We start from the raw sequence: 20,610 nt of genomic DNA, 5'->3' as shown, positions 1-20,610 counted from the left end.
AGTACAAAGGGTGAAAATGCGATAATATTAGTGATAATTAACACTTTAACAATGTAACCTTGTGCTGAATATTTCACTTTCTTTAAGCCAACAAATTTCACAACAAATGTAAGAACAAATAAAATGGCAAAAGAAGCTAAGTTAAGATTTTTAACGAAAATATAGAAAAAGGCATATGAAAAATCAACAGTTTCTGTGCTCAATTCTGCAATGATATTGAGAGCCACAATGACGAATGATGCATACAGAAATTTCTCTGAAAAAAGTTTTTCGCCAAGTTCTTTGAAATAATAGTATAAAAATGAGATATAACTAACCGGTACTAACAAAAAACAGCTTAAATTTAAATATCTGCTTATTACATCTCCTCTTGAAGAACCAGTACCACTGAAGTAAGCAAGCGCAATCATTAATAGAAAGAAATTTAGAAGAAGTGCTGACTGAAGGTTAAGCTTTTTATTACTTTTATATATATAATAGCTGCAGAATAAACAAAGAATGTAGGTAATAGTTGGGATCACAACAAGAAACAGACTCTGATGACTGATAATTGAATCCTTTACTTCAAACAGAATTTGATTACCGTCTCTTAAAATAGAGAGCTCATCTACTTGTTCAAGCATTCCATATCTGACTGCGGGATAATGTTCATTTGCAGGCACACCATTTATTCCAGTGACGACATCTCCAATTTCAAGGCCTACTTTTGAGGCCCAAGTGTTAGGCTCAATAACAGTAATTTCCAGCTTGTCTGTGTCATTGAATCTAACACTTGCACCTACGTAAGGATATTTAATGCTGATTGTTAAGAAATAAGTCACTAAAACAAAACTAAAAATAATTGAAACTATATACAACTTGTTAAAATTAATAGAATGCATTTTGATAAGACCTACTTAGAATTTTGTAGAGACTAGTACCAGAATAAGTTAGTCGTTCTAGCTGTGTTTAAAAGCCCCTCAACTAATCCTAACACTTCATCTACATTTTTCACACCCAGTAAGCTTGCTTCTCCGTTTACTACTTTTTCAACGATTTCAGGGTTTTCCACTAAAAAATTGACGATTTCCTGCATAAATTAATCTCTCCTTTTATTTTCTGATTGATTTATGATCAAATGAGACTTAAGAAGCTCAATTTGATGCTGCGGCAAGGGCAGTTCGGCAAGTAAAGTTGAAGCTTTTTGAAGAGCAATTTGTTTGATGACATTGAGGTAGTGGACGACGCCGGATTGAAACAATTTCGATTTGAATGCTGCTGCATCCCCGTATTGCTCCTCATATGACTTGCCTTCTGCGATAAAACGGCTCAGTTCTTTTGAATGCTCATTAAACTCCCTGTTTATGTAAAGGAGAGCCAAAGATTTTTTCTTTGATGACAAATCATTTTTGTGCAGATGAAATAAGTCACGGTAATCGTTCTCAATTTGGGCAGCCAGTCCTATTTGATAGGAATATTTTTCGACAATTGCCTGCTCTTCTCCAGTTGCGAGCATAGCTCCGCTTACAGATGCGAGAGCAACGAGGGAACCCGACTTTTTCTCGATCATGGAGGTGCATTCTTCTTCGGTTTCAACCGTATTCTCCAAATCGGCGTGCTGTCCTTCCATTGCCTGAAGGGCTAATCGGTGAAACGCGCTGATGATCGTTCCTTTATAAGGGCTTTGCAGTTCATCAGCCATTTTCAGACTTACCGTATAGAGGGCGGTGGCAGCGTTAAGCGCAACCGAAGAATCAATCTTCATCCATGGTTCTTCAAAATTGTCTAGGTCTTCGAGATCATCCAGAATGTCAAATGAAAGAGCTAAAAGCTCAACTGCACCCGACAGCTGAACAATTTCGTCCTCTTTCCCTCCAAAAGCTGTATAGTGCAGGTTTGTCAATTGGGCAAAAGGGAAGGTCTTTTTCGCTTCTATGAACGAAAGGAGAAGGTGCAGCAAAGTTTTGTTCTCAATATGAGATGTTACTGCAGTGTTTAAACGGTGAATCAGAGATTTATAGTCCAAATGTAATCACCCCTTCGAAATTATATTACAATATTCGCGACAAATTGAGTAGCTTAAAAACAATCTTTTTACATAAATATAAAACATTTAACATTAAATTCCATTTAATGGGTAAAAAAAAGACCCGGCTGCATTCAGCCAAGTCTTATGACACGTTTATAAAGGAGTATTTATCATACTTATCAATGCTTTTATTGATCATTCTCAGCGACTGCTTCGTTTCTTGAATTTCTTTTTCAAGACGTTTCAATAATTGAGTAATCTCTTCAATGTTGTGCTTTTTCATCGTTTCCACACTCCTCTGTAAAAGATCAAATTCTGCATGGTGAACGAAACACGTGTTTTGATCTTTCCTTACTTTAAATTTTAAAGGATGTGAAAAGGATTTTCACCGAAAATAATGCGAAAGAATCAGTGCGTGATACCGCAACTTGCTTTGGTAGTCTTTTTTGTTCATGGTCCAATCTAATTCGTAAAAAAGGGCAGAAAAAAGCCCCATATGAATGGGGTGATTTATTTTACAGTATTTATTGACTGCAGATGATAGGACTCTGCTTCCCGAAGGGCCATTTTTGTCAGTTCTTCTCTCTTTTCGATTGGTCCGCTAAATTCCAAGGTGTAATCAAGAATTCCCTGTTCTGAGAGCAAACACTCCATTTTAACCTTACTGTCACCGATAACCACCGAAAACACCGCAACCGTTTTATCATCCAGCACATATACGGATGGCTGCACACGCATGAGAGAGCAGAACCTCCTTTAAAATAAAATGAACATTACCTTATTTCGACATTTACTTGGTAAATCCTTCATTTTCCATTTAAAAAGTCGGTTCATATTTCTCTGCAGCACTTACCCCAAGGAATGTGATATAAACGCTGCTGTCCGCAAATCAGATTTTGAATTTTTTCACAAGCTCCTGCAGATGATTTGCCGCTTCACTCAATTCTTCAGCTGAACTCGCCACTGTTGAAATCGCTCTTAACTGTTCATCTGTAGAAGCGCTGACCTCTTCTGATGCGGCCGCAGATTCTTCTGTAACGGCAGCAATACTCTCAATAGCAGCTGCGGCTTGGTTTTTCTGTATAGTCATGCTTTCCATTTCTCCGGCGACAGCCGAAATCGACTGTGATAACTCACTCATCAAAACAACGATATTCTGAAAAGCCTCTCCCGATTGATGAACCGCTTGCTGCTGTTCCAGATTCATTTCTTTCGTTCTGCCCATGGCATCTACCGCTCGCTTAGACTCATTTTGAATGCCTGCAATTGTAATGGAGATTTTGTCAGTTGCAGCAGCTGACTGTTCTGCAAGCTTTCTCACTTCTTCAGCGACAACCGCAAATCCCCTGCCGCTCTCTCCCGCTCTTGCGGCTTCTATGCTTGCGTTTAAAGCAAGCAGATTGGTCTGGTCTGAAATAGCAGATATGACCGTAACCACTTCTTCAATCTGTTTTACTTTCTCAGTCAGATCTGAAAGCACTTCTTCTACAGCGGAAAGCTCTGCGGTCGACTCTGCTGATTTTAATTGCAGGACGTTCAGTTTTTCAATACCTGCAAAACTCGCTTCTTCCGATTTGGAATTCAGAGACTGAATAATGGTCACTGTTTCATTGACCAGGTTTATTTTCTCGGCAAGATCACTCATGCGTTCATTCATCTTTTCAGCATCTGCTGTCTGTGCAGATGCACCTCTTGCAACATCCTCTATAGCACCGGCTACTTGTTCACTTGCAGCCATCGTCTCTTGTGATACTGCACTTAAATTCTCGGCTGATGCGGTCATAGCTGAAGCAGAATTTGATACTTCGCCAATCATTCTGCGCATATGGCTGATCATTCGGTTAAAGTGTTCTGCAAGTACAGCAACCTCATCTTTGCCTGATATGGAAACTTCTTTCGTCAAATCCCCGCCTGCCACTGCTTCAGCACTTTGTCCAATCATCTTTATCGGACGGGCAATTGATCTGGATACAAAAAACCCGCAAACAACTGCAGCAAGCAGGGCCCCTGCAGTTATGATTGTACTTGTAAGAGAAACCGCATCTGCTGTTTCCATCAGGTCATCGAGTTTGTAGACTGCCCCTATCTTCCAATTCAATGCAGGTATGGTTTCAAAGTACAGCATCCGTTTGTCAGACTCAAAGGTATAGTCAACAAGTCCTCTCTCTTTTTCTAATACGTCTTCCATAAAATCAAGCTTTGACAGATCTTTTCCCTGTTCAGTAGGATGAGACAGAGCCATGCCTTTTTGATCAAGCAAAAAGGAATAACCGCCAAAACCGACATCTACTGCCCCGACAATGTCATTAATTGCCTCCAAAGATAAGTCAAATGCAACAACACCTGTAACCTTGCCGTTCTGCAGAACTGCCTTGGCACCTGTTACGGTATAGGTTCCGTTTGTTGCATCCTCATAAGGCTCCGTCCAAATCACCTTGTCGGGATTTGCTTTAGCAGCCTTATACCACGGCCTTTCAGTAGGATCAAATCCATCAGGAAGGTCTGTTTTAGGCTGATTATAAAGAGACTTGTCTTCACTGCCGGCGTAAATTAAATGAACTCTTTTGTTGGTTTCAAGAAACGTTTGGAACTCTTCATCAATGTTTGCTTTGTTTTCTCCGGCGGATACTAAACCTGCAATCTGATTATTTTCTCCAAAACGAATGAGATTTTTTTCGTAATCTCTTAAACTTAATTCTATATTGCTTTTCAGCTGCTGAATAATGCCTTCACCGTTTCTTTTCGCATCTTCTCCTATTTTTTCCTGAAGATAAAAGTAGGAAAATACTTGAACGGATGAAAGGGCTGCCAGCAGAATAGCAGCAATAAAAAAGGTAATTCTCACTTGAAGTTTTTTGAACATAATGTTATTCCCCCAGACTCTGTCTATCTTGGGTAATATCGGCTATTGCTACATTCAAGTGAGGGTTTTCAAATAAAAAAAAGTCGCTCAGTCCAAACAGCCAATCATTTTTCTGACCGCATCTGCCAATTGCTCCTGAGGCATACCCGGAACATTGCCAAGTTCCGAGGCAAGCTCTTCTGATGCAGGAATATGTATAAATCCTGCCGGAACTTTTTGCTCTGCCAGTTCAAAGTGGCGGCACACACGGTACATAAGGTAGTTGCACAGATACGTGCCTGCTGTGTTGGATATCCCTGCAGGTATGCCGTCTTTTTCAAGTGCATTCACAAATTTTCTGATTGGGAGTGTGCTGAAGTAAGCAGCAGGGCCCTCCTTCTCTATATGTTCGTCCTGCTTTACAATTCCGTCGTTGTCTTTATCTCCATCCGCACAGTTGATGGCCACTCTTTCAGGTGTAATTTTATCTCTTCCGGCAGCTAAACCGAGCAGCATGACAGCATCCGGCTTTTCCTTTTCGATCTGCAGGAGGCATTGTTCCCACGTGCTTGAAAATGCAACAGGCAGTACAGTCCCTTCAACTTTCCAGCTGCCTATGATCTCGCCGTCAAGCTGCTTTGCAATTTCAGCTGTCAGATTAAGCGAGTAATCCAAGAATGGTTCAAATCCTGTCAGCAATAGTTTTTTCAACTTGATCATCTCCTTACCTGCGTATTATATCAGAAAATTCCGTCACAAAAGGAGATATTTCCATTTGAAAAAACCCCCGCCTGACAGGCAGAGGTTTTGTTTTCAATTAGATTACGCTACTTCATGTCCCATTGAAACCTGAAGAATGTCAAACCATTGCTCTCGCGTCAATTTGAGATCAAGAGCGCGGATCGCGGATTGAATTCTGTTCATTTTACCGGATCCGACAATCGGCATAATCCCTGCAGGGTGGCTGACCAGCCACGCATAAAGGACTTCATCGATTCCGTCTGCACCAATTTCTCCGGCAATCCGTTCAAGGGTGCTGCGGAGGTTTTCAGCTCTTTCATTTTCTGCTGAGAAAATGCTGCCCCCAGCAAGAGGCGACCACGCCATTGGCGCCATTCTCTCTTCCTGGCAAAGATCGAGAGTGCCGTCTTCGAAGTTTTCAAGCTGATAAGCCGACAGCTCGATCTGATTTGTCACAAGAGGAAAATCGAGATAAGACTGAAGCATCTTTAGCTGAGAGCGCTTAAAATTAGACACGCCAAAATGACGGACTTTGCCTTCTTCTTTCAATTGTTTAAACGCTTCTGCTACTTCGGCAGGGTTCATATATGGATCAGGGCGGTGAATCAGCAGAACATCTATGTAGTCTGTCCGGAAGTTTTCCAGGGATTTGTCCACTGATGCCAGGATATGCTCTTTACTTGTGTCGTATGATTTAATCCCATGATCCGGGCGGTTGTCAGAGACAAGTTTAATACCGCACTTCGTGACAATCTCCATTTTTTCCCGAAGCTCCGGTTTAAGAGCAAGCGCGTCGCCAAAGAGCTTTTCACATGTGTAATTCCCGTAAATATCAGCATGGTCGAATGTTGTAATTCCTGCTGCAAGGCAATCTTCGATCAGCTGAAGCACTTCCTCATTTGACATGTTCCAGTCAGAGAGTCTCCAAAGTCCATGAATAATTCTTGAAAATGATAAGTTTTCTGTCAGTTGTATACGCTGCATCATCATTCTCCTTTCTATCGTATTGTATCTTTCATTCGCATAAATTTAAAGCGATTGGCACTCAGCCGCTTTTCGCCGTTTCCCTGTCTGCATCCAGCAGGTGGGCTGACCAGGCAATTGCTTCTCTGTAGCATTCATCAATTTCATCAAGAGACAGCGGCAGGTCCTCCCAATTGAATGTTTCGATTTTAACAGCCGCATCCAAAACAATCCGGATTTCATTCTGTTTTCCCCGAATGGCATCACGTATGTCGTCAGATAAAGGGAGTTCATCAAGAACTTTATCAAGACTGCGGTGCAAGAGTGCATCAACAAGCGAAAACATGCCTGTCAGCATATAAAGAGATGGTTCTGATTTGCCCATTTTAACAGAAAGCTTTTCGCATAATTTTGCTCTCTGCAGAGAAAGGCGGATAACCTCTTCCTGAATAGGATCTTGACTTCCTTTAAGATTTTTGATGGATAGTATGTAAATCCATTTTTTTATTTCATTCAGCCCGAGTAGAACGATCGCCTGCTTTATGGACTTTATTTTGTTTCTTGGCCTGAATGCAGGAGAGTTAATGAGTTTAAGCAGTTTGTATGACAAAGACAGATCCTGCTCAATTTGTTCTGTTATGGTGTCGATGTCAGGCTCTGTTTTTGACAGCTCATGAAGAATCTGCAGATAGGCCTGAATATAAATCGGTATATCATAGCTTGACAAAACAACAGGCTTGCTGAAGAAGTACCCTTGGAAATAGTCATAGCCGTCGCGGACAGCCTGGTCATATTCATCATGTGTTTCCACTTTTTCAGCCAGAAATGAAACGCCGAATGGCTTGTATCTCTCTATAATTTCTTTCCTGGCTTCCAAACTTGTCTGCAGCAGGTCAACTTTAATGATGTCGATATACGCAAGCAGTCTGTTCAGCAGAAGGTTATTCTGCACAACATTAAAATCATCCAGGGCAATTGTATACCCCTGCTTCTTCAAGTCTCTGCAGATGCTGACAAGTTCTTCTGTCACAGGAACATCTTCCAGGATCTCCACTACAATCGAACTAGGATTGAAGTAGCTTGGGAGCTTCATTTTAAGCAGGCTCTCTGTAAAGTTAATAAAACATTTTTTCCCCTGTGACAGTTCCTCAAGACCAATATTAATAAAACTGTTCACAATCAAGTCTGTCGTTGCTTCGTCCCCGTCTATATTAGGGAATGCGTTACTTTTATCTCCATTGCGATAAAGTAATTCGTAGGCAATATTTTGACCGTTCCTGTCAAAAATCGGCTGCCTGGCCACGAATACCTTCATATGTTCAACCCCTTTGCCCTTTTACCAATCAGTACAATTGACCTATATCAATTGTACACAAAAGCAGCATTCAGGGCTGTCGAATTATGTAGATTGATTTTTAAAGTGCCAAGTATTTTTCCGTGACGTAAAACAGCATTTTTTCGTCGCGCCTGCCGCAGGCAATCGCAGCCACTTTTTTCAGTGCATCCTTTATGACAGAGCGGTCTTTTACAGCTCCCGATTCATCAAGGATCTCATGATAGCATTTTAAAGCATCCGTCAGTTCCCCGCGTGTTTGATGCATATCCCCAAGAAGATGAAGAAATTTAAATTTATAATCGGTAAAAGGCTCTGAATATGCTTCTTTAAATGATTTGTACAGGCTTAGAACGTGCTCCTCTTTTCCGGACTCCTGATACGTAACAGCAAGTTCAAATAATGTATTTAAGATCCCTTTGCTGTCTTCAAGCTGATTGTAAAGGTCATGAGCTGATTTTAAATACGAGACGGCACTTTCCGCATCTGATGTGTATCTGCTTAATATACCCAGGTTTGTATAAGTTCCTGCCAGGTTCAGCTGATCGTCTGTTCCCTCAAAAAACAAAAGTGCCTTTGAATAGGCCCCTTTCGCATCTTCATACTGGCTCATCCTTCTGTAGCATAAGCCAAGAACCATATAGACGATGCCTGTCTGATAATATATGGCTGTTTTACTGCTGATTGAAAGAGCCTGCTTAATAAAGCGGATGGCGGAGTAATACTCCCCTTTTTTAGCGTGGGCAAGTCCAAGATTGTTCAGCAGGGATATTTTTTCTACTCCCGATGCTTTGAAGGCAATGGAATCATCATACGCTTCATTCAAATATGTAAATGCTTGGGAAAACCGGTCTTCATTAATCAGCAGAGAAGAGAGCTCATTGCTCGTTCTCAGCCGTTCTTCGCAATACGGCAGATTACAGTACAGTTCATAGCTTTTTTCAAAAGCCGTGACTGCTCCATCAGTGTCCTGTCTGACACTCTGCAGGATACGCCCCTGACAGAAATAATATAGAGCAAGATCCCGCTGATTAAGGGCAGACAGATTCTTTTCGATGTCATTCAGATGCTCCTCAGCATCCGCAAAATCATCGTTTATAACAGTAAATTCCAGATTTGACAGCGCCTTTTTAATATCAAATGAAAGAAGTGCTTTATTTTCCTCTTCAAAGAAATCATGAATGTCACACTGAAGCCGTTCACTGAACTTTAAAAGCAGCTTATACGATGGCTGCACCATGCCTTTTTCAAGCTGGCTGATATAGCTTCTGTTCACAATGCCTGCTGCAAGCTCACTTTGGGTCAGTTTTTGTTTTTTTCTCAAATGCCTGAGTTTTAAGCCAACGGTATTCATTCTTACCCTCCTGAAAAAAGTCGATTATGTCTTGACAAGAAATTGAATAGTTGTATATATTTGAATTGTCAGTTAATTATAACAAAATGTTAGTTTTTTAAAAATGTTAAATAAATAAATCATTGGAGGTCATAACATGAAAAAAGGGAAAAAATATTTATTGTATCTCGCACTTGGTGCAGCCATCCTTACAGCAGGCTTTTCTGCATTAGATGATAAAGTCCATACGGCTGACGAAGAATGGCCGAGAATCATCAAGTCTGAAAAATACAGCTGAGCAGATTGTTTTATATTTATCTATTAAACCATATTTTTCAGAACGTGAACCAAGAAATTTTGGAAAATTCTTTAAAAAAGAAAGCTTTATAGGAACTGCTAAACCGCTAAAATAGGCCTTCAATCGTCCTGTTTCAGCGGTTTTTTCTGTATAAAAAGAGCTTCACGGAACTAACGTCCGGAAGCTCTTTTTATCGTATTATTGAACTCTTGCAAATCCGAAGCCTGATGCATGGTCGTCACCAGTCGCTGCTCCATATCCGCCTTTGATGTCATACAGTTTTGCACGTCGCTGAAGTTCCGCACGGACTTGTGCATTGCTTTGGCCTTTATTTGAAGACCAGATTTTCGCAGCAAGACCTGAAACGTGAGGCGTAGCCATAGAAGTTCCGCTGATTGTGTTGTAGCCTCCGTTAATCCAAGTAGACTCGATAGCAGCACCAGGGGCAGAGATTTCAACATCTCTTTCCTGAATCACATAGTCTCCGTCTGTCGCTGAATTTCCGCGGGATGAGAAGTTTGCTACACGGTATGTCCCGTTTTGCTGTACATTTTCAAGAGCTGCAACTGCAACTGCATTTGTCAAAGCACCCGGATAGCCGATTGTGTTATTTGCATAACCTGAGTTTCCTGCAGCTGCAATCACTAAAGCGCCTTTGCTGTATGCGTAATCAACTGCACTTGTAATAAGGCTGTCTTTTCCGCTTGAACCAAGTGACATTGAAATAATAACTTTTGAACCAGTTCTTGTTCCTTCATCAGCAGCATGTCTGATTGCCGCTGCAATATCATCAGAGTAGCCTGATCCGCTGTCAGTCAGCACTTTGTATGCCCAAAGCTCAGCCTGAGGTGCTACACCGTAAATGCCTTGTCCGTCTGAACCGCCGTTAGCAAGAGCTGAACCTGCCACGTGAGTTCCATGTCCGTTACGGTCTGTACAAGAGTTGTTCGTATACGTTGTGCCTACAGTGAAATCTTTGCACTGCTCGGCGTTTTGAGACAGGTCAATATGGCTTGTCTGTACTCCAGTGTCCAGAACAGCAATTTTAATGCCGTCACCGCCTGAAGTCTGAGTCAGCGAGCTGTTGTTGTAAATGGCCTTAATTCCCCACGGAGTCCGTGTGCTCGGCACTGCCATCGTTCCAATAGGCTTGCCTGCAGCCACTTTAAATGTTGCCACCTTTTCAACCTTCAGCTTGCTGTTTTTCTGAAGTTTATCAAGCTGCTCCTGAGTGACCGTTGCAGTATAGCCGGCAGCTCCAAAATCTCTGCGGACTTTATGATTCTTCTTTACCTTTTGTGCATCTGTTCCTTTAATGACAACACGGAATTGCTCCTGCTTCGCCTCCTGTAAAACCTGAGCCTCAGCAAAAGCAGCAGCTCCAAAGGATGAAAGACTTAAAGACAGACTAAGTGCAGCGGCTCCAAGCGTTTTTGAAAACTTCATCATATTTCCCCTCTCAAAATGTTAGTTTTTTATAACTTTGTACTTCGAAGTAAATTAAATATATAATACGTTAACAATTTTCACAATAATCCTAATTTACTAATAAGTACAAGTTTTAAACTGTGAGAATAGTCTGTCTTTTAAGCTTTAAAGAGTATCTTTTTCCTGATTTTCATAATATTGTAAAATTCCATTTCCCGGTTTTACGAATCTCTATTCGTATAAGGAGATTGAAGAGTTTAATCGACAAAATAAGACATTTTTTGTTGAATTTTTTTCTGTTCCAAAGATATAGTAGGGATATGACGCATCATCAAGGAGTAATTTATGAGGAATGATCAATCTTTTGCAAAAGGATGTTTCTACGGGATTATTCTTTCTATTCCTATATGGCTGTTTATTTTTTATATTTTGTATAGGGTATTTTAAAAAACCACTGGAGATCTCCAGTGGTTTTTCATTCTTTAAGAAAAAGATTTCTTATATATAGAGTCTTCAACAAAAATAAATTCTTTATCGATGGCATGTTCAGCAGCAACAATCAGGCCTATTTTTGTATCCTTCTGATCACTTACAATGGTAAATGGCTGTTCTGCTTCATTTGCAAGCTTAATATATTTTGAAAGGTCTGAATAAGCAATGGTTCCGTTTAAAAGCAGCTGATATCCTTTTCCGAGCCTGATGGCGGCTGCGGCTTCGCTGTATACTTTTTTCTGTCTAACCTGGCCATTTGTAAGAGCTAGTTCAATTCTTTCTCTCAGAGTGCCAAGAAATTTATTTCTTTCTTCCGGTTTCGTCTCAGGGGTACCGTAGATCCCCTGCTGTAAGTAGAGGTCAATCTGCTCGTCTGACATGATGAACGACTCCTTTTATGCTGGGTTATACATTTTACTTTAGCAGAGTTGCGTGTAAACGTGAAATCATGCGACCCGCTTACCATGAATAGGCCAGAAGAATTTTCATCCATCCGAAGAAAGACAGCCACAGCGGTATACTCAAAACGGCAGCCCAGATCATCCCTTTAAAAAAATCTGCTTCTTGCATGAGTAGTTCCCCCTCTAATTCATTCTGGTATTCATTTTTTCCTTACTCTTGCCTTTTTAAAACTCCCGCATCAAAGAAAACGCTTTCAAATACTATTCTTCTTTTTTTCTTCGTTTCCTCTGGGTCAAATTCTTCATTTCATCATGCACCAGCCTCTTTCCTTTTCCAAAAACACCCGCAGCACGGGGCCGGCATATAGTATCTGTATCAGTGTTTCAATTATTCGGATATATTTCACAAACACACACACTACTTCAAACCGCTGGGAGGAATAGGATGTCTGCGATATCAGGGAAAGATTACTTGCAGCGTATGGCGGCATTAAAACCAAATGTATGGCTAAAAGGACAGCCGATTGAGAAGCCTCTATTTATGCACCCTGTATATAAAGGTGCCATGCAGACAAAGGCTTCTCTATATGATTTACAGGTGCAGAAGGAAAACCTCGGCTTTATGACATTTCCTTCTCCGTTTACTGGAGAGCCGGCAGGGATGTCCTACCTGGAGCCGAAAACGGCTGAAGACTTAAAAAAAAGACGGCGGATGATTGAGACTTGGGCAAAAGCTACCTGCGGCATGATGGGAAGAAGTCCCGACTATATGAATACCGCCTTAATGTCGCTTTCCGCTGCTGCTTCCATTGCCGGCTCTCAGGATGAGGAGTTTGCTGAGAATTTAAGGAACATGTACCGCAAGGCGCTTGAGCAGGACTTATCTTTTACCCACAGCTTTATTAATCCGCAAGTGAACCGCTCTTTGTATTATACAGAAGAAACACGACAGCCGATTGCAGCTAAAATCGTCAAAAAAACGGCTGACGGCCTTGTCATAAAAGGGGCAAGACTGCTTGCAACTGAAGGCGGAATGACGGATGAGGTGCTGATATTCCCTTCAGGCGGAAACAATTTAAGCGATGATTATGCGTTTGCCTTCAGTATTCCTGCCAATACACCCGGACTGAAGTTTATTTGCCGCGAGCCATTTCACTCAGGAGAATCCTCCTTTAATTATCCTCTTTCATCCCGGTTTGATGAAATGGATACTCTGCTTGTGTTTGAGGATGTTCTCGTGCCGTGGGAACGGGTCTTTTTCTATCATAGACAGGACATTGCTTTTAAACTTTTCACTCAGAGCGGTTTTGCACCGCACGCGCTTCATCAAGTCGTCACAAGACAGATCGTGAAGCTGCAGTTTCTCATTGGGCTTGCCCAGGTGATGATCAATTCTCTTGAAGTGACTGCCTATGAACATATTCAGCTGAAAATGTCTGAAATGATTCTTGGGCTAGAGAGCATGGAGGCACTTCTTCTCCGTTCTGAAGCCGAAGCAAAAGTGGACACTTTCGGAACGATGACGCCAAGTTCACATTCACTCTACGCTGCCGTTACTCTTTTCTCAAAGCTCTATCCGCACTATATCAGCCTCCTTCAGCAGATTGGCGCCGGCGGACTGATGGTGCTGCCTTCAGAAGAAGATTTTGCATCTCCTATCGGAAAGGATATTGAGCAGTATCTTCAGGGGGCAGCAGTTGATGCAAAAACGAAAACAAAGCTGTTCCGCCTTGCATGGGAGCTGACGATGAGTTCATTTGGAACGAGGCAAACCCATTATGAACGGTATTTTTTCGGAGATCCTATAAGGCTTGCTAAAAATATCTACAGCAGCTATTCGAGAGAAAAGTATATGGACAGAGTAAAAGACTTTCTGGAAAAAGCGGAAGAACGCCCTTAAGACTAAGGACGTTCTTTCTTTTTTATGCCGACTCTTCCAGAGAAGAAGACAGCTCCTTTTCCCATATCAGACAGCCTGTCTGGCGTCAGGACATTCACAAGCTGTTTTTTTACCGGGTCCTCTGCCCACAGCCCTTGTGTGACTAAAACGCCCGGGAGGACATTCTCTCCGGCAGCAACTGTCAGCTCGCACTCTCCCCGCCCGTTCCAGATAACGGCCGTATCTCCATCAGAAAGCCCCGCCTCTTCTGCATCCTTTTTATTTATATGGACTACTGGCGTTTTTTCGAGCGACACGTGTTTTTGATTATTGGAGAATGTGGAATTCAGAAAATTATGATTCGGTCCGGGCACAAAAAGAAAGGGAAGTTCACTCTCTTTTACAAGCGGAGTATACACAGGCAGCGGCGGGTAGCCGGCTTTTTCCATTGCGTCTGAATAGAGCTCGATTTTCCCGCTTGGCGTATTCAGCTTCCCTGGAAATAAAGGTTTTACGCCGGCCTTTATCCATTTCTTTTCAGCCAGTTCATCAAATGTCACGTTTTCCAAGTAGGGGTTATGAGTATGGTTTAGCGCCTGATTGATCATCTCTGCATCTGTATCTTTAAACGCCTGTTCAGTGAATCCCATTTTTTCTGCAAGAAGACGGAACACTTCCGTATTTGACTTTGACTCTCCGAATTTCTCAATAACCGGTTCCTGCAAATGAATATAGTGATGCCAGTAGGAGGTATAGAAATCCGTATTTTCAAAAGCGGATGAAGCCGGCAGCACAATGTCTGCATAAGCAGCAGTCTCTGTGAGAAAAAGATCGTGGACGACAAGAAACAAGTTTTCCCGCATGAGTCCCTTTTTCACTTTTCCCGATTCCGGCGCCACAACCGCAGGGTTGCTTCCGTAGACAAACATTGATTGAATGGGCGGATCGGCGCTAAGAAGCTCTTCGCCTATAAGATTCATATTAATGGTTCTTGTCTGTTTATTTTTAAGAAGATCCGGTCTTTGGAGGGCATTTTTATTAAATGCCAGAAAGCCGGAATTGCCCTTAATGGCGCCTCCGCCCCTGTGCATCCACTGGCCGGTCAGCGCCGGCAAACAGGCGATGGTCCGAATACACATACCTCCATTATCGTGATGCTGCAGCCCGTTTCCGATGCGGATACAGGACGGGGACACTTCCCCGTACATTCTCGCCAGTTTTATGAGGTCCTCAGCAGGAACGCCTGTCAGTTCAGAAACCGTGTGCGGATCGTATTGTTTAACATGTTCCAGCAGAGCTTCATGGCCGACCGTATATTTTCTCAGAAAATCTTCATCTGTCAGCCCCTCTTTAAAGAGAATATGCATCATCCCCAGTGCCAGCGCGCTGTCTGTTCCCGGCAAAATGGGAATAAACCAGTCTGCCATTCTGCCTGTCTGGTTCTTATGAACATCGATGACAACGATTTTGGCGCCTTGTTTCCTGGCTTTCTGAGCCAGGGTCATCTGGTGCATGTTCGTGCTCACCGCATTGATCCCCCAGAAAATAAACAGCTTCGTATGAATCGTGTCTTCCGGGTCAATGCCGAAGCTTCCTCCCATGGTGTATTTATACCCTTCAGAACCCGCCGCCTGGCAGATTGTCCGGTCAAGCCTGCTCGCCCCAAGCCTGTTAAAAAAGCGCCGGTCCATCCCCTCAGCGCTTAAATTCCCCATATTGCCGTAGAAGCTGTATGGGAGAATACTCTCAGGACCATCCGTTTCGATCAGACTTTTCCATTTAGATGAAATGGTGTTCAATGCTTCTTCCCATGAAATGCGCTCAAATTGCTTTTCGCCTTTTTTTCCTGTTCGTTTAAGGGGATACTCGAGACGTTTCACATCATAAATTCGTTCAGCCATGTGCCTCACTTTATTGCAGATGCTGCCCATTGTGACAGGATGATTTGGATCACCGTCAATTTTCATAATTTTACCGTTCTTTTTGTGCACCAGGAGCCCGCACTGATCAGGGCAGTCAAGCGAACACACACTTGGAAAAACGCCATCCTTTTTTTCGACATAGGGATGCATTCGAACACCTCTTTTTTGGAAAATGATTGCATTTAGAATAAAACAGATTTGAATTTCCATGAACAAAAGTGCAAGCGCCTTGCTCAGATCCGATAGGCAGATAAGAATCCGGCGGAAAAGTCCGGTTCCCGCCTTTTTTGACGGATTTGTTCTGACAGAGGATCTAGGCGCTTCCGCTTGCCGTTGATATCTTTGTTATGTTATCCACAGCCTATTATTCTTTAGAATTTCGTAAACATCAAGAAAAAAGAAGGCCGGGATTTCGTCCGCAGCCTTCCTGATTTTCATTTTGATGCAGTAGATTCTCTCATTTTCATCGTTGCCGGAACAAGCACTTTTAACGGAGTATCCCTGTGATTTGTCATTTTTTCCGTGAGAAGTGACAAGGCAGCTTTCGCCATTTCCTCAGCAGAAACGTGAAGCGTTGTCAGGGATGGGGCAAAATAATGAGCTTCAGGCACATCATAAAAGCTGACAATCGACACTTCATCAGGTATCCTTTTTCCCTCTTCTCTCAGTGCCGTGATGGCTGCAAGCGACATGACGCTGCTTTGAACAATATAGGCGTCGGCCAGGTTTCCGCTCTGAGATGCCTCTTTCATAATCCGGTACCCTTCTGTTCCGTGCGGGTCTGTCAAATACAAATGTTCCTCAGAGAGCAGGCCTGCTTTCATAAGCTCATCTTTTAAGGTCTCTCCCCAGTTCGGTGCACCAATGTACCCGATTTTTTCATGCCCCATCTCCTTCAGATGGGCAATCACCAGTTCAGTCATTTGATGCAGGTCAATGCTGACAACATCACCGTCAGCCCCTCCATCCCAGTCAGTTAAAACAACTGACTGGCGGGACACATTTTCAATAGCGCCACTGTCGCCATTTTGTACCCTGCCAATCACAAGAACCCCATCAACATCTGCCATTCTTTTACTGTCAGATATATTTTCTCTGCGTATAATCTCTCGAATATGTATGCCCTGCTTGAGACAATAAACTTCCGCATACTTTCGCAGCGCTGAAAAGAAAGGATTTTCAAGTTCATCAGATGAATCATCTAAAACAGCCAAGGCAATGGAGTATTCTTTTTCCGAAGGTTTTGAGGAAAGCTTGGGAACTCTATACTGAAGAGTTTCAGCAGCCTGCATAATTCTCGCTTTGCTGATCTCAGATACGTTTGATTCATACTCATGCAGCACTTCTTCTGCTTCCTGCACTGAAACACCGGCAAGCTTTGCAATTTCATTTAACCGATTCATGTAAGCACCTCTTCCACTGTTCATACGGATTAATACCCAATTCCATCAACTATGAAAACCCTCTTTCTGCATGAAAGAGGGTGTTTCCTTATCCGTTAAATGCCTTTGTCTGATCGATTAAATCAAAATCAAAAAGATTTGTTGCATTTTTATCACTCGTTATCACATTGAAGTCTCCGGTATTCAAACCGCCTGCCCCGAAAAACACTTTATCCGTATGCTTTGGCGACAAAGCAAAAACATCTCCCACACTGACAGCCCCGCTGCTTCTTACATCGTGAATTAAAATCGGTCCCACAAATGCCGGCATGACATCTCCACCTTTACTGTATATAACTCTTATCTGCCTATGCCAATGTATGCAGGGATAATTTGTATTGACACCCGGGGCTAAACGAGCGATTCCGCTTTTCGTATTGTCCAGCTGCGCCTCCCAGTCCTTCTGTCAGAACAAAATCATCGAAAGAGGCGGGACCCGGACGTTTCCGGGGATTTCTTATCTTACTGAAAGAATTGAACAGTCGGCTCCGCTTTTCGTTATTCCGGAGGTCTCGTTTCATCTTCTACCGGCCCTGTGCCTGCCGTTTCCCGTTTGTACCGGTTTCTAAGCTTTATCAGCCTGATGACATTTAACAGCACGGCTTTCAAAACAGCATACGTCGGAACCGCAAGAATCATCCCCAGTATGCCGCCAAAGCTTCCTGCACCGATCAGCAGAAGAATAATCGTAAGCGGATGTGTATTCAGCCTCTTTCCAATGATCAGCGGAGAAAGAATGTTTCCATCGATTTGCTGAACTGCTGTTACAACAACCGCGGCAAGCAGCGCTTTTGTCGGGGAATCAAGCAGCGCAATGATAACAGCAGGGGCAGCACCAATAAACGGTCCGAGATATGGAATAATATTGGCAATTGCTACAACAATCCCGAGAATAAGTGCATAGTCGAGCCCAATCAGCGTATAGCCTATAAAACAGCCTGTCCCGACAAAAAGAGAAACGAGCACCTGACCCTGTATGTATGCAGCAAGAGTGTCATAGAGATCTTCGAAAATCTTCATTCCTTCCCGCCTGTAGGCAACCGGAAGGATCTTCACAGCCGTAACGGGAAACTTGTGCCCGTCCTTCAGCATATAAAACAAAATAAACGGGACGGTAATCACAGTAAGTGTGATATTCGTGACAACCCCCAGCACCTTTGTAACTGATGAGGTAATGCTCTCAGGAAGCGACGTTGTTAAATCGCCGAGCCATTTCTCTACTTTAGAGATCGTCTCCTCAATGGAGACATACTCCTGAGTCATGATCCAGGTGAACCATCTGGATTCAGACAGATTCATGATAAACTGCCGGAATTCAACAATATACCGGGGGAAATTTTTAAATAAATCTGTGATCTGCTGAGATACAACCGGTCCCGCTGTCGACATGACCAGCATGATGAGCCCGATAAACATGAGGTACAGGATCAGAATCGCAAGGCCCCGGGGCACTTTGTTTTTCTCAAGCAGCCTGACAACCGGACTGAAAATAAAAAAGAGAAAGCCCGCAATCAAAATGGGAAAAAACAGTGTAGATGCAAAAATAATCAGCGGCTGAAACAAAAAGGAAACCTTTGTACTTACATAAATGATCAGCAGCAGCAATAGTATTTCGATGGTCCAGAAATGAACCTTTGACCTGTTCAGTTTGCATCCTCCTTTTACTCATAAAAAGACCCTATTTGATTCAAACGTACTACGTGATGTACTGGGTGTCAAATAAAGATTTATAAAGATTATGAGTTACAATTAGTTTGATGAATTTTGAAGTTGCTCGATGTATTTTTTGTATCATTTTCTCATGATACAGAGGTTGAGTGGTAACCTCTCAAAAGATTCTCCGGTCGTCTGTTCTAATAAAATTGGCTGGGACAAAACCTGTATTTAGAAGCCGGAAGGTCAATGAAAGATTGGGTAAGTTGACAGCAGTTGGAGAATGACGCCACATATGAACGTTCATCACAGGCAAAAGTGGCGCCACTACGAACAATGACGCCACATATGAGCGTTCATCACAGGCAAAAGTGGCACCGATAATGGATAATTCCAGCTAAAAAAGCCCTTTTAAACAGAAAAAATCCGAACTAATTGAATCTTAGTCCGGATTTTCTATGGCTGTATCAGCTCTCTTTTGCAAGTAGTTCTTCTTCTTCTGCTTCTTCAAGCTTAAAGATTTCGATGACACGGATCAAGTGGCCATCCATTTCTTTTGTGAAGAATTCATAGCCATCGAGTATGATGCTTTCACCCTGTTTAATATCGATATTCTCAGTGAGCATCCAGCCGCCGATTGTATCAACATCTGCATCATCAATTTCAAGGCCAAGAAGATTATTAACTTCATAAATAAGAACTTTGCCGTCAAGAAGGTAATGTCCCTCGCCTTTTTTCTGCACTTCAGGGACTTCATCCTGGTCGAACTCATCACGGATTTCTCCAACGATTTCTTCAATGATGTCCTCAACCGTTACAAGACCTGCCGTTCCGCCGTATTCATCGACAAGGATTGCCATATGAACACGTTCTTTCTGCATCTTTATAAGCAAATCATGAATCGGAATCGACTCAATGACCTGAATGACAGGGCGGATATATTTCTCAATCGTGCTTTTCTTCCGTTCCTCTTCAGAAAGTGAAAAAATATCGGTAAAGATCTCCTTAAGGTTAATCATGCCAAGGACGTGATCTTTGTCTCCGTTAACGACCGGATAACGAGTGTATTTTTCCATACTCATCGTCTCCAGGTTTTCTTGGAACGATTTTTCTACTGAAGCAGCTACAATTTCTGTACGCGGCACCATAATTTCTTTTGCGACACGATCGTCAAATTCGAAAATTTTATTCATGTACTTCAGTTCAGATTGGTTGATTTCCCCGCTCTCATAACTTTCGGAAAGAATGATGCGCAGTTCTTCCTCAGTATGGGCAAGCTCATGCTCAGAGGCAGGCTTTAATCCAAAAAGTCCCGTAATGACACGAGCCGATCCGTTCAATACCCAGATAAACGGGAACATAATACGGTAAAACCAGATTAAAGGAACTGCAAACAGCAATGTGACCGCTTCAGCTTTCTGAATGGCTACCGTTTTAGGAGCAAGTTCTCCAATGACAACGTGAAGAAACGTAACGGAAGCAAAAGCAATACCAAACGTTAGAACGTGCGAGAGTGATTCGTTAATGCTGAAATTATCAAATACCGGTCTCAAAAGACGTTCTACCGTAGGTTCACCAAGCCAACCAAGTCCTAAAGCTGTAACCGTAATACCAAGCTGACAGGCTGAAAGGTACTCATCCAGATGCGTCGTTACCTTTTTGGCAGCAACTGCCCCTTTTTTGCCTTCTGCAATCAATTGATCCAATCGTGAACTGCGAATTTTAACAATCGCAAATTCTGATGCAACGAAAAAAGCTGTTAAAGCAATTAAAATCGCCACGAATATCAAGTTAACTATGTCCAAAACACCCTTACCCCCCGGTGGAGAATAAGGAGTCACCTCCTAAAATAGTAAGTTCATGCATGTTCAGCCG

General features: G+C 42.5%; 18 protein-coding genes. 2 read left to right on the top strand and 16 right to left on the bottom strand.

Features of this window, described 5'->3' with window-relative positions:
* Positions 1-913 precede the first annotated feature (913 nt).
* The 9 genes from comX to MHB63_12540 form a co-directional block, all read right to left on the bottom strand.
* Positions 914-1,075 (bottom strand): competence pheromone ComX, encoded by a 162-nt coding sequence (gene comX, locus MHB63_12580; protein ID MEK3807371.1) that lies wholly within the window; start codon positions 1,073-1,075, stop codon positions 914-916.
* A gap of 3 nt (positions 1,076-1,078) precedes the next feature.
* On the bottom strand, positions 1,079-2,005 hold the full coding sequence (locus tag MHB63_12575; protein MEK3807370.1) for a polyprenyl synthetase family protein: 927 nt from the start codon (positions 2,003-2,005) through the stop codon (positions 1,079-1,081).
* A 145-nt stretch (positions 2,006-2,150) separates the two neighbouring features.
* Positions 2,151-2,291 carry a degradation enzyme regulation protein DegQ gene (degQ, locus tag MHB63_12570; GenBank protein MEK3807369.1) on the bottom strand — a complete coding sequence of 47 codons (141 nt, stop codon included), beginning with the start codon at positions 2,289-2,291 and terminating at the stop codon, positions 2,151-2,153.
* A gap of 227 nt (positions 2,292-2,518) precedes the next feature.
* On the bottom strand, positions 2,519-2,746 hold the full coding sequence (locus tag MHB63_12565; GenBank protein MEK3807368.1) for a hypothetical protein: 228 nt from the start codon (positions 2,744-2,746) through the stop codon (positions 2,519-2,521).
* A gap of 151 nt (positions 2,747-2,897) precedes the next feature.
* Positions 2,898-4,871: a methyl-accepting chemotaxis protein gene (locus MHB63_12560; protein ID MEK3807367.1), complete on the bottom strand. Its 1,974-nt coding sequence runs from the start codon at positions 4,869-4,871 to the stop codon at positions 2,898-2,900.
* Positions 4,872-4,958: 87 nt separating this feature from the next.
* Positions 4,959-5,570, bottom strand: a complete 612-nt coding sequence (locus MHB63_12555) for a pyroglutamyl-peptidase I (protein MEK3807366.1) — start codon at positions 5,568-5,570, stop codon at positions 4,959-4,961.
* 102 nt (positions 5,571-5,672) lie between these two features.
* Positions 5,673-6,575, bottom strand: coding sequence for an aldo/keto reductase family oxidoreductase (locus MHB63_12550; protein MEK3807365.1), 903 nt, complete (start codon positions 6,573-6,575; stop codon positions 5,673-5,675).
* A gap of 61 nt (positions 6,576-6,636) precedes the next feature.
* Entirely contained in the window at positions 6,637-7,869 is a 1,233-nt protein-coding gene (locus MHB63_12545; GenBank protein MEK3807364.1) for an HDOD domain-containing protein, read from the bottom strand.
* A gap of 100 nt (positions 7,870-7,969) precedes the next feature.
* Positions 7,970-9,241 carry a tetratricopeptide repeat protein gene (locus tag MHB63_12540; protein ID MEK3807363.1) on the bottom strand — a complete coding sequence of 424 codons (1,272 nt, stop codon included), beginning with the start codon at positions 9,239-9,241 and terminating at the stop codon, positions 7,970-7,972.
* A 136-nt stretch (positions 9,242-9,377) separates the two neighbouring features.
* On the opposite strand from MHB63_12540, the gene MHB63_12535 reads away from it, so the two are divergent.
* Positions 9,378-9,518, top strand: a complete 141-nt coding sequence (locus tag MHB63_12535) for a hypothetical protein (protein MEK3807362.1) — start codon at positions 9,378-9,380, stop codon at positions 9,516-9,518.
* 198 nt (positions 9,519-9,716) lie between these two features.
* On the opposite strand, the gene MHB63_12530 is transcribed toward MHB63_12535, so the two are convergent.
* Positions 9,717-10,964 carry a S8 family serine peptidase gene (locus tag MHB63_12530; protein ID MEK3807361.1) on the bottom strand — a complete coding sequence of 416 codons (1,248 nt, stop codon included), beginning with the start codon at positions 10,962-10,964 and terminating at the stop codon, positions 9,717-9,719.
* Positions 10,965-11,428: 464 nt separating this feature from the next.
* Positions 11,429-11,818: a YueI family protein gene (locus MHB63_12525; protein MEK3807360.1), complete on the bottom strand. Its 390-nt coding sequence runs from the start codon at positions 11,816-11,818 to the stop codon at positions 11,429-11,431.
* Positions 11,819-12,284: 466 nt separating this feature from the next.
* On the opposite strand from MHB63_12525, the gene hpaB reads away from it, so the two are divergent.
* Positions 12,285-13,739 carry a 4-hydroxyphenylacetate 3-monooxygenase, oxygenase component gene (gene hpaB, locus MHB63_12520; protein ID MEK3807359.1) on the top strand — a complete coding sequence of 485 codons (1,455 nt, stop codon included), beginning with the start codon at positions 12,285-12,287 and terminating at the stop codon, positions 13,737-13,739.
* Positions 13,740-13,741: 2 nt separating this feature from the next.
* Here the strand turns inward: hpaB and MHB63_12515 are convergent, their stop codons facing one another.
* From MHB63_12515 to MHB63_12495, 5 genes are all read right to left on the bottom strand, one after another.
* Positions 13,742-15,790: a molybdopterin-dependent oxidoreductase gene (locus tag MHB63_12515; protein MEK3807358.1), complete on the bottom strand. Its 2,049-nt coding sequence runs from the start codon at positions 15,788-15,790 to the stop codon at positions 13,742-13,744.
* Positions 15,791-16,074: 284 nt separating this feature from the next.
* Positions 16,075-17,043, bottom strand: coding sequence for a LacI family DNA-binding transcriptional regulator (locus MHB63_12510; protein MEK3807357.1), 969 nt, complete (start codon positions 17,041-17,043; stop codon positions 16,075-16,077).
* Positions 17,044-17,131: 88 nt separating this feature from the next.
* A complete protein-coding gene (locus MHB63_12505) occupies positions 17,132-17,353 on the bottom strand; it encodes a spore germination protein (GenBank protein ID MEK3807356.1) in 222 nt (73 codons plus the stop codon).
* A gap of 227 nt (positions 17,354-17,580) precedes the next feature.
* The gene (locus tag MHB63_12500) at positions 17,581-18,729 is read right to left on the bottom strand and encodes an AI-2E family transporter (GenBank protein ID MEK3807355.1); all 1,149 of its coding nucleotides are present in this window, start codon (positions 18,727-18,729) and stop codon (positions 17,581-17,583) included.
* Between the two features lie 473 nt (positions 18,730-19,202).
* Positions 19,203-20,540 (bottom strand): hemolysin family protein, encoded by a 1,338-nt coding sequence (locus tag MHB63_12495; protein ID MEK3807354.1) that lies wholly within the window; start codon positions 20,538-20,540, stop codon positions 19,203-19,205.
* Between the last annotated feature and the right edge of the window lie 70 nt (positions 20,541-20,610).

It is taken from the genome of Bacillus sp. FSL H8-0547, assembly GCA_038002745.1.
GTDB lineage: Bacteria > Bacillota > Bacilli > Bacillales > Bacillaceae > Bacillus_P.
The sequence above is the reverse complement of the archived record's forward strand: the minus strand, read 5'-3'. Positions and strand labels throughout refer to the sequence as shown.